The 14,960-nt window shown below is 52.0% G+C and carries 13 protein-coding genes; 3 read left to right on the top strand and 10 right to left on the bottom strand.

Annotated features, from left to right (window positions below; translation table 11 throughout):
* Window positions 1-63: 63 nt before the first annotated feature.
* The 10 genes from OU419_RS06010 to OU419_RS05965 form a co-directional block, all read right to left on the bottom strand.
* The gene (locus OU419_RS06010) at window positions 64-429 is read right to left on the bottom strand and encodes a cupin domain-containing protein (protein WP_254470904.1); all 366 of its coding nucleotides are present in this window, start codon (window positions 427-429) and stop codon (window positions 64-66) included.
* A gap of 25 nt (window positions 430-454) precedes the next feature.
* On the bottom strand, window positions 455-1,780 hold the full coding sequence (locus OU419_RS06005; protein WP_254470906.1) for an aspartate aminotransferase family protein: 1,326 nt from the start codon (window positions 1,778-1,780) through the stop codon (window positions 455-457).
* Between the two features lie 24 nt (window positions 1,781-1,804).
* Window positions 1,805-2,650, bottom strand: coding sequence for an IclR family transcriptional regulator (locus tag OU419_RS06000; RefSeq protein WP_254500500.1), 846 nt, complete (start codon window positions 2,648-2,650; stop codon window positions 1,805-1,807).
* Complete coding sequence (locus OU419_RS05995) at window positions 2,634-3,947, bottom strand: NAD(P)/FAD-dependent oxidoreductase (RefSeq protein ID WP_254470909.1); 1,314 nt, start codon at window positions 3,945-3,947, stop codon at window positions 2,634-2,636. Before OU419_RS05995 ends, OU419_RS06000 begins: the two co-directional genes overlap by 17 nt.
* A 25-nt stretch (window positions 3,948-3,972) precedes the next feature.
* Window positions 3,973-4,770 carry an ABC transporter permease gene (locus OU419_RS05990; protein WP_254470910.1) on the bottom strand — a complete coding sequence of 266 codons (798 nt, stop codon included), beginning with the start codon at window positions 4,768-4,770 and terminating at the stop codon, window positions 3,973-3,975.
* Window positions 4,770-6,005 (bottom strand): ABC transporter permease, encoded by a 1,236-nt coding sequence (locus OU419_RS05985; RefSeq protein ID WP_254470911.1) that lies wholly within the window; start codon window positions 6,003-6,005, stop codon window positions 4,770-4,772. The genes OU419_RS05990 and OU419_RS05985 overlap by 1 nt, the downstream gene beginning before the upstream one ends.
* Before the next feature lie 52 nt (window positions 6,006-6,057).
* On the bottom strand, window positions 6,058-7,098 hold the full coding sequence (locus OU419_RS05980; RefSeq protein ID WP_254470912.1) for an ABC transporter substrate-binding protein: 1,041 nt from the start codon (window positions 7,096-7,098) through the stop codon (window positions 6,058-6,060).
* 28 nt (window positions 7,099-7,126) lie between these two features.
* Window positions 7,127-8,272 (bottom strand): ABC transporter ATP-binding protein, encoded by a 1,146-nt coding sequence (locus OU419_RS05975; RefSeq protein WP_408004925.1) that lies wholly within the window; start codon window positions 8,270-8,272, stop codon window positions 7,127-7,129.
* 134 nt (window positions 8,273-8,406) lie between these two features.
* A complete protein-coding gene (locus OU419_RS05970) occupies window positions 8,407-10,467 on the bottom strand; it encodes an oxidoreductase (protein ID WP_254470913.1) in 2,061 nt (686 codons plus the stop codon).
* 90 nt (window positions 10,468-10,557) lie between these two features.
* Window positions 10,558-12,051, bottom strand: coding sequence for an aldehyde dehydrogenase (locus OU419_RS05965; RefSeq protein ID WP_254470914.1), 1,494 nt, complete (start codon window positions 12,049-12,051; stop codon window positions 10,558-10,560).
* Between the two features lie 376 nt (window positions 12,052-12,427).
* Between OU419_RS05965 and pcaF the strand changes: the two genes are divergently transcribed.
* Genes pcaF through OU419_RS05950 form a run of 3 tightly spaced genes read left to right on the top strand, consistent with a single transcriptional unit; the run spans window position 12,428 to window position 14,955 of the window.
* Window positions 12,428-13,630, top strand: a complete 1,203-nt coding sequence (pcaF, locus tag OU419_RS05960; RefSeq protein WP_254470915.1) for a 3-oxoadipyl-CoA thiolase — start codon at window positions 12,428-12,430, stop codon at window positions 13,628-13,630.
* Between the two features lie 9 nt (window positions 13,631-13,639).
* Entirely contained in the window at window positions 13,640-14,314 is a 675-nt protein-coding gene (locus tag OU419_RS05955) for a 3-oxoacid CoA-transferase subunit A (RefSeq protein WP_254470916.1), read from the top strand.
* Window positions 14,311-14,955: a 3-oxoacid CoA-transferase subunit B gene (locus OU419_RS05950; protein WP_254470917.1), complete on the top strand. Its 645-nt coding sequence runs from the start codon at window positions 14,311-14,313 to the stop codon at window positions 14,953-14,955. Before OU419_RS05955 ends, OU419_RS05950 begins: the two co-directional genes overlap by 4 nt.
* The last annotated feature ends 5 nt before the right edge of the window (window positions 14,956-14,960 follow it).

The raw sequence follows: 14,960 nt of genomic DNA, 5'->3' as shown, positions 1-14,960 counted from the left end.
ACTACATCCTCTGCGGCAGACGAAGTATAGCCACCTCATCTGCCGAAGAGAATGCTTAATGACTCAGGCGTTACCCTCACGTTGGCGCCAGTCGGCTGGGTAAAGGGCATAGAAGACCTGAGCACCTTCGCCGCTGTAGACAACTGGTGTTTTTTTGGGGATCCAAACAGTATCACCCGGCCCAGCTTTAATAGTCTCGCCTTCCAACTCCAAGACGAAAGTCCCTTGCAGTACGACACAAACCTCGTCATACAAAAGAGTCCACGGAATGGAGCAGCCATCAAGCTTTAAGATCCCGGCCCCCATAGTAGAACTGAAACTGCCATCAACTAAACGTGCAAGATATGCCTTGCCGAGATTGGAGTCTCCACCAAAGGCACCAAACTCTAATTTTTGCTTCTCGAAATGAACAACTTTTCCACCCGCCATTGTTTTCTCCAGCCAATTATATCAGCTAACCCAAAACCTCGTTCAAGCATGCCTTGAAGCGAGACACCACTTCGGAGACCTCGCCGGGGCTAACTGTGTATGCGGGCGAGAAGAGCACATGATCGCCGGAAATGCCATCCACAGTTCCGCCATTAGGATAAATAAGAAGCCCATTAGCAAACGCGACATTCTTAAGTTTTGAGTTAATTTTCTCTCCGGGAGAAAATGGCTGCTTTGTAGATTTATCCTGGACGAGTTCAACCCCAACAAACAAACCACGCCCCCGGATATCGCCGACATTGGGATGCCCCCCCACTTCTCGCTTCAATTCTGAGAAAAGCTGCTCACCCCGCAAGCTCACTTGGGGTAGCAGTTCGTCTTCCTTGATAATCCTAAAAACTTCCAAGGCGGCGGCACAGGAGACACTGTGCCCCATATAAGTAAAGCCATGTTTAAGCAGACCACTACCGGCTTTCAATGCCTCGTAGATTTTTTCCGAGACAAGTGTGGCACCAATGGGTTGAAACCCACCGCCCAGCCCCTTAGCAATAGTCAAAATATCAGGGACGACTTCATCGTGCTCACACGCAAAGTACCGACCAGTCCTTCCTGCGCCGCACATAATCTCGTCAAAAATGAGAATGACACCGTAAGCATCGCAAATTCTACGAATTTCTTTGAGATATCCTTCAGCGGCCGGCACGCACCCCAAGGTTGCACCAACAATTGGTTCACAGATGAAAGTCGACACGTTTTCTGCCCCAAGCTCAAGAATCTTCTTCTCAAGCTCTGCCGCAGCCCTTACACCGTAGTCGGACTCACTTTCACCTTGCTCTGCTTGACGATAATAGAAGCAAGGGGAAATAAAATGCGCCTCAAACAACATGGGAGCATAAATTTCACGCCGAGTTTTATTTCCTCCAACCGCGAGAGTTCCAAGCGTCCCTCCGTGGTAGCTCTGATTTCTAGAGATTATAAACCTTCTGCTAGACTCACCTTTTTCCACCCAGTACTGACGCGCAAGCTTTAGCGCTGTCTCAACCGCTTCGGAGCCGCCGGACGAGTAAACAACATAGTTCAGCTCTCCTGGAGCTATTGAGGTTAGCTCCTGAGCTAAAAGCTCTGCCGCATCAGAGGTGAAGAAGGAAGTGTGGAAGTACGCCGACTCCTTTAGCTGAGCGGCAATAGCGGAATTGACCCGCTCATTACCATAGCCCAAACAAGAAACCGCCACGCCGCCAGATAATGCATCAAGGTAAATTTTCCCGGAGTTATCCGTAATCCAAACACCCTGCGCTTTGGAGATGCTCGCCGGACTTCCAGAAAGACTTCTATGTAGAATTGCGCTCATTTCACCGTATCCCGCAATGCTAATTCATACAGCCTGCAAATTACCGATAGGAGTTTCCCTGCCAGAGTTCGCAGACAAATCAGACATTTTCAAGTTGATGGCTTGCGACAACCTCTCGGCAGCATCAAGCACGCATCTTACATGAAGCTCTTTATTCCTATTTATGAGTGCCTCAAGCGTACCAGTGAGTGCGATTGCGTAAATGACCTGCTGATTCTCAACCAATATCGGGGAAGCAATACCGGCGTAACCCTCAACGTCCTCACCGAGGCAGTAAGAGACTTTTGTTGACCTAATCTCTTTAAACTCGGACTCCAGCTCTTCCAATGTCACCTTGGTACGTGGCGTCAGCTTTGGAAGTGGCGAAGGCAGAAGCTTTTTCACGCGATCAATATCCTGGAACGCAAGAATGGCTTTCGCGGAAGAGGCTGCATGAGGGACTACCTCACTGCCAGGCAGGACATAACCTCTTACCCTCGTATCTGGCGCCATTATTGCGATGCTCCGAATATAGTTACCGGTCAGCTTTGCAACGAAACAGGATTGCCCAGTTTTTAGCGCCAAATCTTCAAGAATAGGCTGCGAAATATTTCGCACCCAATCCTCCGTAGCACCAAAGTAAAGGAGATTGAGACACCTTGCGCCAAGTTGATAACAGGGCACTCCCCGATCAATCACTTGAACCATCCCTGCCTCGGCCAAGCCTTTCAGTAACCGATGAACCGTCGACTTTGGCAGCGCTAATATGTCAGCAATAGGAGCTAGGGATAGGCCCTGAGGAAAACCTGACAGCACCTCGAGAATGCGGACATATCTTTCTAAAGGCTTATCCATACCACCACCATTATTTAGTTTAACCGACAAGTGCAATCCAACGATCCTTCATGTCGAACATTTTCATCGCCATGGGAACAAACCATGGATTGCCATGATAGAAAGGCATACTCGGGAAATTGAACGATTCAAAGATCGAATCCCCAGCCTTGTCACCAAGAATTTTGAGCGCCATTTTGCGCCCCAAATAGGTGCCCATAGGAACTCCGGCGAAATTGTATCCCATCGCATAGTGCACGCCATCCTTGACGCCGATGTGGGGCATAAAATCAAATGTTCCGCCGCACTTCCCAGACCATGCATGGCTAAGACGTACATCAGCACCAAGATCCGGGAGGATTTTCAGCATGATGTTGCGTAGTTGATCAGCAAGGTCGAGTGGCCCGGGCACATTGGTTCCAGTGAGCCCACCAAAAAGAATCCGATTGGTGTCAGGCGCAGGCCGAATGAAATTGATGTTCATCACGGTTTCGAGATAAGTCCGCCGATTGGGCAGCAGCTCCTCGAGCTTTCCTTGCGGCAACACCTCAGTTGCGATGATGTAGCCGGTGAAAGGAATGATCCGCCTGTGGAGCCATGGCATCAAATCAGAGCTATATCCATTGGTGCCAATCACAACATGGCTGGCTTTGATTTTACCTCGGGTGGTAGTCACGCTGTGCCCAGTGGCGGCGCTAGAGATTCCCAGAACATTGGTTCTTCCCAGAAACACAACCCCCGCTTCGCGAGCCTTTCGAAGCAGTCCGTCGTGGTATAGTCCCGGATGGATGCTTCCCAGGTCTGGGATCACAGCGCCACCAAAGTAGACATCCGTCTTGATCTCTCGATGCTGCTCCTCTTTAGAGATCATCTGGTAGTCGCTACCCAGAACCTGGCGATTTCTGCTCAGCTCTTTCTCAAGAAGCTTGAAGTGAGCAGGCGAGGTCGCACCGATAAAGCGGCCACAAGTCGTTCGGAAGCAATCAATCCCCTCTTCATCGACAACCTGCTCGACTAAGTGCAGCGCTTCGTTGAGCTCCTTGTATACGGTATCGGCATACTGTTCGCTATGGTGTTTTGCCAGCCATTCGTGACTGCGCTTCAAGGTTCTTCCCAGGAAGCCAGCGTTTCGACGCGAAGCCCCATAGCCACAATCTTCGGCATCGATAACCACGACCCGCTTGCCCGCACGGGCCAAGGTGAGAGCCGCAGAAAGGCCACTAAAGCCGCTACCAACAATAGCCACATCTGCTGTAGCGGGAAGATCTACCTGCTGCTCAACTACCAGAGGAGCCTTATCCCACCAATAAGGCAGTTCACGAAAATCGGAAGTCAGGTACTTCTTGTCAATCATGTTGATCACCGGTCAAGAAATTCACTTACACGCGCTGCCGCTGGAGACGACCAGCAACCAGCATCAAAGAAACAGTTAGAATAATTACAATTACAGAAGCGGCAATAATGGTCGGCTCAAGTTGCTCGCGCATCCCACTAAACAATTGACGCGGAAGAGTTCGCTGCTCTGGGCCAGCAATGAACAGCACCGCCACGACTTCATCAAACGAAGTAATAAAAGCAAATACTGCACCAGCTGCGATACCAGGCGAGATTAGCGGAAGCATTACTGTTCTGAATGCTGTCCACCGGCTTGCACCCAAACTTGTAGCAGCACGCATAAGATTGTAATCGAATCGACTTAAAGTAGCCGCGACAGTCACAACTACGAACGGGGTAGCAAGTACTGTGTGGGCGATTACAATTCCAGGGAAGCTATGCAGAAGCCCCAATTTCGACAAGAGCAGATAGAAGCCTAGCGCCGACACCACTACCGGAATAATTAGCGGCGTGAGGATCAGTACAAAAATGCTACTCCGATACGGAAATCTAGGATTAATAAGACCAATGGCCGCACCAGTACCAAGAAGCGTCGCCATGATAGTCGTTGCCAATCCAATAACCGTGCTGTTAATGATCGACTTCAGCCAGAGAGGGTTGTTCCACAGGGCTTCAAACCACCTCATTGAGATGCCCGGCAGCGGGTATGTAAACCAAGGGTCGCTGCTGATTGACATCGGCAGAACCAAAAGAAGCGGAACAGAGAGAAACACAAGCACCAGCCCAACCCAACCATAGAGAACCACTCGAACTCCGAGCGGAAGGTCATGATAATTTTTCATCAGATCCGACCTCCGTTTCTCTTCATGATTTGGCGGCAAAGCGGTATCGAGATAATCACTGCAGTCACGGTGAGTATTACACTGAGTGCAGATGCCAAACCCCAATTTAGCTCTTCATTTACAAAACGCGCGATGTAGTAACTAGCCATCTGATCAGATGCGCCCCCAACCAAGGCAGGGGTGATGTAATAACCAAGACAGAGAATGAATGTCAGCAACGCCCCTGCGGCAATACCCGGCAATGCTTGAGGGAAGTACACCGTCGCGTGGGCGACGATTGGCCCAGCACCTAACGAGCGAGCAGCCCTTACATGCGTACGAGGAATTGTCTTCATTACGCTATACATCGGCAACACAGTAAATGGCAACTGAATTTGAGTCATCGCGGTAACAGTTGCAAACCGCGTATATAGCAGCTGAATTGATTCATGACTCAACCCCAGACATTGAATCAATAGATTTATTACACCGTTTGATTGCAGGAGGACAACCCAAGACATACTTCTTACCAGAAGTGACGTCCAGAACGGAACAAGAACCAAAAGGAGGAGCAGGCCGCCAACTTTCCCCCGACTCTCTACAAGAACATATGCGAGCGGATACCCGAGGAGTACAGTCAGCAAGGTTACTCCAAGGCTAATAGTTGCTGTCCTGGCAAACATATCCAAGAAGGCATATCCCTTTTGCTCAGACACTTTCCCTGATGAATCAACCTGTTTCAGTCTATCAATAGACCAGCGAAAATAGATGAGACTTGTCGATCCACTTCCGTCCGCAATGACCTCCCAAATTGTCGAGTTTTTCCATGCTGGATTTGCTGCTTCTAGTCGCCCCTTCCAGTCTTCACCTTCACTCTTATTTAGACGCCTAATCGTTTGCTCAACCAGAGCTCGACCACCTACGAACTGAATTCCAATCCGCTGTGAAAGTGCACCAACATTGCCGGACTCATATAACGCTTTGAAGTCCATAATTGCAGCTCTGTAAGCAGAGTCAGGAAGCGGCAATGAACGATTCCAGTCTTCAAGCACTGCAGTCGTATGAGGTAGTGATTTGCTTATCACGTCATCTTGCACTGCATAGTAGAAGACAGTAGAAAGTGGCACTATGAAGAAAACAAAGATGAACGCGACAAGCGGTAAGGCGGGGGCCATGGCGAGTACTCGCTTGCGCTTTTCACCTGCCAGGTGGGGCTTCTGTTTTGCGGAAGCCATCGATGCCTCGGCCATAATCATACGACTCTCCTAAGAAGCGCACGCTGGGCAAGCCCAACATGCGCAACCAAAATTACTGAGATACCCAGGTAGAGAAACGCGCATTTAAGTCTGGCCCATATACCCCCCAGAACTCCGCATCTTGAACAAGATAGTTTTTCATATTCTGCGGCGCGGTCGGAAGATCACCCAAAGTATCTGGAGATACGTTCTTGACAGCCTCAACCACGGTCGGGCCGTAGTCGACATACTTTGAGAGTTCCGCGTTATTTTTCGGATCCGTAGTGAACTTTATGAACTTATATGCCAATTCCTTGTTCTTGGATCCTTTAGGAATTGCCCACATATCAAACCCTTGGATCTGACCATCCCAAACAACGCCCAGGCCGGCCTTCTCAGACTTGTTGGCATCGCTGACTCGGCCGTTCCATGCTAGGCCAATTACAGCCTCCCCGCTTTTTAAAAGCTGCGACGGCTGCGCACCAGCCTCCCACCAGACAATATCTTTCTTGATGGTGTCCAACTTCTTGAAAGCACGATCAACACCTTCCGGAGTTTCCAGTGTGCTGTAGACCTCATCAGCCGGTACGCCATCTGCCAGCAGGGCTACCTCAAGAGTATCGACGGGGCTTTTATGGAACGTCCTTTTCCCCGGGAATTTCTGGGTATCGAAAATATCGGTAATAGAGGTTGGCTTAGCCTTCAGTTTTTCCGGATTGTAAGCCAAGATGGTTGCATAGGAACTAATACCAACCGCGCAGTCCAATACCGCACCCTTGACCAAGGTACTGGGCGGGGTAATCTTCCCATAGTCAAGTTTATCTAGAAGTCCTTGGCTGCACGCCTGTTCAGCAGTTTGCGGATCAACATCGATCACATCCCAGACGACCGAGCCGCTTTCCGTCATTGCCCTAAGTTTAGCTAGCTCGCCGCTCCACTCATCCTGGGATACTTTGACCCCAGATACTTTAGAAAAAGGCTCCATGAATGCAGAGCTCTGATTCTTCTGCAGCGCACCGCCCCAAGAGGTAACGGTAATTGCGTCTGCAGCATTAGCAGACGTGGTGCCTGCAACAACCAAAGCAAGTGCAAAACTAGAATAAAACACTTTCATGATTGACTCCTCGTATTCTATTTATTTTTTACGGCAGATAATCAAGTGCTTCACAGTCTTCCGGTCGCCAGCCCACCTTTATACTCGCCCCTGGCTGGTAGGACTCACTTCTTTCATCCCCTGAAGTTCGAAGAACCAGAAGACAGCCATTTCCAATTTCAACGTGCACACGCAGTTCGTCTCCGTAGAATACGGACTCTCGAACCACCCCTTCCATCGCGCATTCACTGACGTCAGTGCAGATGGAAATTTTTTCCGGCCTAACTACAACAGTGCATTGCTCGCCCTTACGCGCGTGCAACGATGCTCGCGCTTTAATAGCACCACCAGAATTCAACCTGATTTCTGCAATCCCATTGGTGACGTCTTGGACTACACCATGCAGCTTGTTGTTCTCACCAACGAAGGTTGCAACAAAGGTATTAGCGGGACGCTGATATATTTCTTCTGGAGTAGCGAGCTGCTGGATAACACCGTCATTGAATACGGCTACTCGATCAGACATGGTGAGTGCCTCACCTTGGTCGTGAGTAACATACACAACCGTCAAATTGAGTCGATTACAGATATGCTTGATTTCTAGTTGAAGATCTTCCCGCAGTCGTTTATCCAAAGCCCCCAGAGGCTCATCCATCAAGACCAATTTTGGTTCGAAAACCAAAGCTCGCGCCAGGGCAACGCGTTGTTGTTGACCACCAGAAAGCTCCGATGGCTTCCGCTTACCCATTTTGTCCAACTGAACAAGTCGCATTACCTCTGCAACCTGCTGTTGAATTTTCTCTTTCGATACTTTCCGCATTTTCAGCGGATAGGCGATGTTCTCTTCGACAGTGAGATGCGGGAAAAGGGCATAGTTCTGAAACACCACGCCCATATCCCTTTTTTCGGGGGGGAGATTCTGTATTGGACTTCCATCCAGGATGATGTCCCCTTCGGAAGGGCTTTCAAAGCCGGCGAGCATCATAAGCGTCGTTGTTTTACCAGAGCCGGACGGCCCTAGAAACGACACAAACTCCCCCTTCTTGATGTCTAGGTTAAGCCCTTTGACTACCCAGTTGTCGCCATCGTACGATTTGCAGACATCTTTGAAGGAAACCTGGAGATCAGTACCGTTACAAGCGGCATCCGAGGTGCCGTCGTAGCCACGCATTGTTTGATTGTTAGCAGCGAACATTTCTATCCTCCGACTATCCAAATTTTCTCCAAACGGCAGAGAGAAATTTAATTTAGACCAGTACCGGACTGATTAATCCATGCTCGATGCTGGTTATTGTATTTATTCTCCAACATGCACACCTCGTGATTCTCTTACACTTCTTGCAGCTGAATCCTTTCCCTCTTCATTGCCACGTGCTCTTCTGACTCCTCAAACTCACGTGCATATTTATGCCCCGTATAGACGGCCTGGAATATTGCGGCAGGAGCTAAGCAGTCACCAATTCGGCCTACCGACTTTATCCCTCCATCAATATTCCCTTTAGCCTCTTCTTTCAGATCGTAATACAACTGTTCATTGGGCAGTCGAGCTGTCACCATAACAATTGTCGCTACATGTATCTCATGCGCTTTCGCCGTATGGACATGTACGAGAAGTGCGCGTTCACCTGAGATTTTTCCCAAGACGCTGTGAGTGAGCATATGCACACCGGCCTCATCAAGGCGCCGGGTCACCCTCGATAGCTCCAGAGTGTTCGCGGTGAATGCCGAGATTTCAGCTGCTGGAGTTGCGAGTGTTACTGAATGTCCAGCTTTGGCTAGTTTTTCCGCAATCACACTGCCCATGTAGTAATGATCATCGTCATAGACTAAGACAGGCCCATCGGCTGGGAGCTCACCATCCATAATTTGATCTGGCGTGAGTATCTTGACTGTGTTGTCGTGGGGAATTGGACGATCTGCAGCGCGCCCGACACCATCAGCTCGCCAGGTAGATCCCGTGGCAAGCACAACATGCGCAGCCCCAAACTCAAGAATATCTTGGACGCAGAGATTGCTATCCATGTAGATGCCAACATTCTGCATCTTATGTAACTGGGTAATCCGCCAATCGCGAACTCGAAGCCACTCACGTAGTCCCGGCAGTTGCTCACCTTCTCGCGTCACACGACCACCGAGTTGAGTACCACGCTCTGCCAGCGTTACGTTGTAGCCTCGTTGGCCAAGCGCCCGTGCACACTCCAAGCCCGCTGGGCCCGCACCGACCACAAGAACGGCATCATTGGAACGCTTGGCCGCGATGTATTCCGGGTGCCACCCACGACGCCATTCTTCGCCCATGGTTGGATTCTGCGTGCAACGCAGATTGGTCATCGCAAAGTGGCTCGAAACGCAGATGTTGCATCCGATGCACTCGCGGATGTCTTCATACCGCCCCTCACGGATCTTGTTCGGGAGGAACGGATCAGCGATGGAGGGACGAGCGGCCCCTACCATATCCAGGACGCCCCGACGCAGCAGTCCAGCCATGGTATCGGGGGAGGTGAAACGACCGACTCCAACAACCGGTTTAGTCGTCACTGACTTTATGCCGATCATAAATGGCTCGTGATCATTCTCTGCTGCGAATCGCGAGCTAGGTGAATCATCGGCCCAGGTACCGACGACCAGATCCCATAGATCAGGAAGCTCAGCCAACATCCCAATAGCCTCAATACCTTCCTCGTGGGCTCTCAGACCATTAGCTCCGCACAGCTCATCAATGATGAGCCGAACGCTGATCGCGCACTGCCCTTGAGTTGCATCGCGAGTCACCTCAATCAGCTCCCTGAGCAGGCGAGTTCGATTGAGGAGACTGCCACCATACTCATCTGTCCGCTGGTTTCGAGGTGACAGGAACTGGAAAGCAATAGTTGAAAAGTTGGAGTCGACGTTGATGATATCGAAGCCCGCTTTCATCGCGCGCTTCGATGCTGCCGCCCACCAGCCGAGGAGATTACGGATATCCTCTTTATCCATCCCACGGACTTGAACTGGCTGATACCCACTGACCGGTCGAGACATCGGCCCAAGCGGCACTTCGCGGGTAAACCGGTTGCCGTTGTAATAAGTCGAGTAAGCCAGTTGCACGCCAGCCAGGGCATCATGCTCGTGCACGGCCTCAACCATTTTTGCGAGCACCGGGATATCACCGTCGTCCCACAGCGTCTGCAATACCTCGGGAAGAAGGTCGCTCGACGGATGGACAGAGCAGTTTGCAGTGTTCACAACCCCCCAGCCGCCCTCAGCTTTTATCCCGCGCATGCGCGCGTGAGCATCAGGACGCAAGGCCCCCATGCCATTGCAATGCGGTGTCTGATAAAAGCGATTCTTCGCCCGAACCGGGCCAATCTGAATAGGCTCAAATAGAGCGGAAAACGGGGAGTTCTGCATCACAAAGCCTCACGGGAGGTTAGATCTTGTTTTGGTTCTGTTGTGATGAAGCAAAGGGCCGCCTCACATTCGAGCGGCAGCCCCTTTTTGTTACTTACGCAGCTTGATCCAAGTGGTCTTGAGGTCGGTGTACTTTTCAATTGCGTGCAGCGACTTATCGCGACCAAAGCCTGATTGCTTGACGCCACCGAACGGCACGGTGATGTTTCCTTCGTCGAAGCAGTTCACCCAAACGACGCCAGCTTTGAGGCCCCGCGACATGTTCAGAGCAGTATCGATATTGCTCGACCAAACGGCTGCGCCAAGGCCATAGATGGTTTCGTTGGCAATCTTCAGCGCCTCATCTGCACCATTGAACGTCAGCGTTGCGAGTGCAGGCCCGAAGATTTCTTCCTGGGCAATACGCATGGAGTTGTGAACGCCATCGAAGATCGTCGGCTCTACGAAGTAGCCACCGCTTTCCGTGCGAACCTGGTTGCCACCTAGCACAACCTTGGCGCCCTCCTTGCGGCCGATGTCGATGTACTCCAGGACTCGTTCCATTTGTGACTTGCTGACGATTGCGCCCAGCTTGCTTTGGGGATCGAGGGGGTCGCCCGGCTGGAGGGTCTTGCTGATCGCAATCACCCTGTCCAGGAATTCATCCTTGATGCTCTTCTCGACGATGAGACGAGAACCTGCGTTACAGACCTCACCCTGGTTAAAGAAGATGCCAAAGGTGGCGGCAGTTGCTGCTTCGTCCAGGTCGGGGCAGTCGGCCATCACGATGTGCGGGCTCTTCCCACCGCACTCAAGAGATACGCGCTTCATGTTGGACTGCGCGGCATAGCCCAAGAACAGCTTTCCAACTTCGGTAGAACCGGTGAAGGTGACGGCGTCGACGTCACGGTGCAGCCCCAATGCGCGGCCAGCAGTCTCACCAAATCCAGTTACGACGTTGAATACACCTTCCGGAATGCCAGCTTCGAGGGCCAGCTCGGCAAGCAGCAGAGCAGAAAGCGGCGACTGCTCAGCAGGCTTCAAAACGACCGAGTTGCCTGCGGCAAGGGCAGGGCCCAGCTTCCAGCAGGTCATGAGCGTCGGGAAGTTCCAGGGCACGACAGCTGCTACCACCCCGATTGGTTCGCGCGTGATGGTCGCAAGGGCATCACCACCGGTAGGAGCGACCTCGTCATACAACTTATCGATTGCTTCCCCATACCACGCGATGCAATTTGCCGAAACGGGAACTTCGATATTCCGGCTGTCGCTGATGGTCTTGCCCATGCTCAGAGTGTCCAGCAGGGCGATCTCATCACCATGTTGCAGCATGAGTTCAGAGAAGCGCTGCAGAACCTTCTTGCGTTCACTGGGAGCTCGGCGAGACCAAGAGCCCGACTCGAAAGCCTTACGTGCTGAGGCAACAGCAGCGTCGACATCTGCTACGTCACCAGCAGCGACTTCGACAATGGTCTTCCCCGTAGCAGGGTTGATCGCCGCGAAGGTCTGACCGGACTTCGCGTCGACTCGACGGCCATCGATAAAAATCTGGGAACGGAACTTGAGATTTGCGGCGAGTTCACGCCAGTTGGTCGAAGCGCTCATCTTTTCTCCTTCTTATTCCGATTTTCGGTACGCCTTACCGTTTAATTACATTGATTCCAATAGTTCGAAGCTGTCAATAAAAATTTTTCAGTGATCAATTCGCAATGAGCCTAAGGCGAGCTGTACAAATAATGTTCAGATCTAACGGTTCCGCTTCCGCCAGCATCTAGCCCAAGGGCGCTGAGAATCCCTTCCACAAAAGCTCTAGCACGCCACTCCTATCGGACTTCTAGCCGAATGCTGCGCCGTACCCCCAAAGCAGGCGCCCCCAGAAAAACGACGGCCGGGCCATTGACTCCGATAAAAAAACAGGAATAGTTTTATATACGAACAATTTGTTCGATATTTAAACATTCTTACAAGAACAGGCGAGGCTTTGATGGACGCTTTTATCTGCGATGCGATACGCACCCCTATCGGAAGGTATGGCGGCGCCCTTTCCTCCGTACGCCCAGACGACCTCGCAGCTTTGGCAATCAAGGCGCTGCTTAGGCGGAATTCGCAGGTAGAACCAGGACTGGTTGATGAGGTCGTCCTGGGGTGTGCCAACCAGGTAGGAGAGGACAGTCGAAACGTTGCACGCATGGCTGCCTTGCTTTCAGGTTTGCCCCAAAGCGTTGCGGCTGTGACGCTCAATCGTCTGTGTGGCTCAGGGATGGATGCGGTTGGCTACACCGCACGCACCTTGCACGCCGGAGAAGCAAAGATCGTTATTGCCGGCGGAGTGGAGAGCATGAGCCGCGCTCCGTTCGTAATCCCCAAAGCGGATCAGGCGTTCAGCCGTAGCATGGAGATCTATGACACCACGATCGGTTGGCGTTTCATCAATCCGGAGCTCCGGCGTCGCTTCGGTGTGGACTCGATGCCTGAAACTGCGGAGAACGTTGCCAGGCACTACAAGATTTCACGTGAAGATCAGGATGCCTTTGCTTTAGCTAGCCAAAGCAAAGCTGCAGCCGCACAGCGCGATGGGGCGTTCGACGCAGAAATTGTTCCGGTTGAAATCGCGCAGCGGCGAGGCCCGAGCATCGTCATTGATAAGGACGAACACCCTCGTGCAACGACCTTGAGTCAGCTCAGTTCTCTTCCATCGATCGTGAGTTCGGATGGCAGCATCACCGCAGGCAACGCGTCAGGTGTCAATGACGGAGCAGCCAGTTTGCTACTCGCGTCTGAGGCAGGCCTCAGTGAGTTGGGCGTATCTCCTTTTGCTCGAATCCTGGGCATGGCAACTGCAGGTGTTGAGCCATCCGTGATGGGCATCGGCCCGATTCCTGCGACTCAAAAACTCCTGAAGCAGCTTCGTCTCACGATGGATGACTTCGACCTTATTGAGCTGAATGAGGCCTTTGCGGCTCAGGCTCTTGCAGTTCTGCGAGGCCTTTCGCTTTCGGACGATGATCGCCGTGTGAATCCGAACGGAGGGGCAATTGCCCTCGGCCACCCGTTAGGGATGAGCGGGGCGCGTCTCGTTGGCTCCGCTGCACACACCTTGAAGCGTACCGGAGGTCGTCTAGCCCTCTGCACGATGTGCGTGGGAGTGGGCCAGGGCATTGCTATTGCGATCGAACGGGTGTGAGAGGACATCATGATCAATAAATTCTGCTCAAGCGTCGAAGAAGCTATCGCCCAGATCACAGATGGCTCAAGGGTCATGATTGGTGGATTTGGCCCCTCAGGCCAGCCCACTGAGCTGATTGACGCCCTGATTGCACATGGCGCCAAAGACCTCACCATCATCAACAACAATGCTGGCAATGGCGACACCGGCCTCGCTGCGCTACTCAAGATGAAGCGCGTGCGCAAAATCATCTGCTCGTTTCCGCGCCAAGCGGATTCATATGTTTTCGATGACCTTTATAGAAAAGGTGAAATCGAACTTGAGCTAGTCCCCCAAGGCAACCTGGCGGAGCGAATCAGGGCTGCTGGCGCAGGCATCGGTGCTTTTTTCTCCCCAACTGGATATGGCTCTCCATTGGCAGAGGGAGTCGAATCTCGTGAGATCGATGGCCGCAACTACTTGATCCAGTATCCCATCAAGGCGGACTACGCACTGATCCGAGCGGATCGCGCAGACCGCTGGGGAAATCTGACGTATCGAAAGGCCGCCCGGAATTTCAATCCAATCATGGCAACCGCCGCTACAACAACCATCGTTCAGGTAAGAGAGCTGGTGCAGCTTGGCGAGCTTGATCCTGAGGCAATCGTGACGCCTGGAATTTTTGTTAAGCACGTCGTGTGTACCGGGGAGGACGTCAAATGAATAAGCTCAGTCGAGACCAGATTGCGGCTCGTGTTGCAGCGGATATTCCTGAAGGGGCTTACGTCAACTTGGGAATTGGCCTCCCCACCTTGGTCGCCAACCATCTGCCGGCTGATCGTGAAGTCATTCTGCACAGCGAGAATGGAATTCTCGGTATGGGTAAGGCTCCAGCCCCTGAGGAAGTTGACGGTGACCTGATTAACGCCGGCAAGCAGCCAGTCACTTTGCTTGAGGGTGGGTCATTCTTCCACCACGCAGACTCATTCGGAATGATGAGAGGTGGGCATCTAGACGTCTGTGTACTAGGAGCATTCCAGGTATCCACCCAAGGCGACTTGGCAAATTGGCATACCGGCGCTGCGGATGCGATTCCTGCTGTCGGTGGGGCGATGGACTTAGCTCTTGGCGCAAAGAATGTGTTCGTGATGATGGAGCTCCTCACAAAATCCGGGGAGAGCAAGCTGGTGCTGCAGTGCACTTACCCTCTCACCGCGATGAAGTGCGTGTCCAGGGTGTATACGGATGTGGCTACCTTTGAGCTTTCCGATGGGATGGTGTCAGCACGCGATCTGGTAGAGGGCGTTTCCGTAAAACAACTCGAAGAGCTCGTTGGCTTTCCTATCAATCTGCTGGGTCAATGAGGCTG

This window comes from Pseudomonas triclosanedens, assembly GCF_026686735.1.
In the GTDB taxonomy this organism is placed as follows: domain Bacteria; phylum Pseudomonadota; class Gammaproteobacteria; order Pseudomonadales; family Pseudomonadaceae; genus Pseudomonas; species Pseudomonas triclosanedens.
This window is presented reverse-complemented; position numbering and strand designations above follow the sequence as displayed.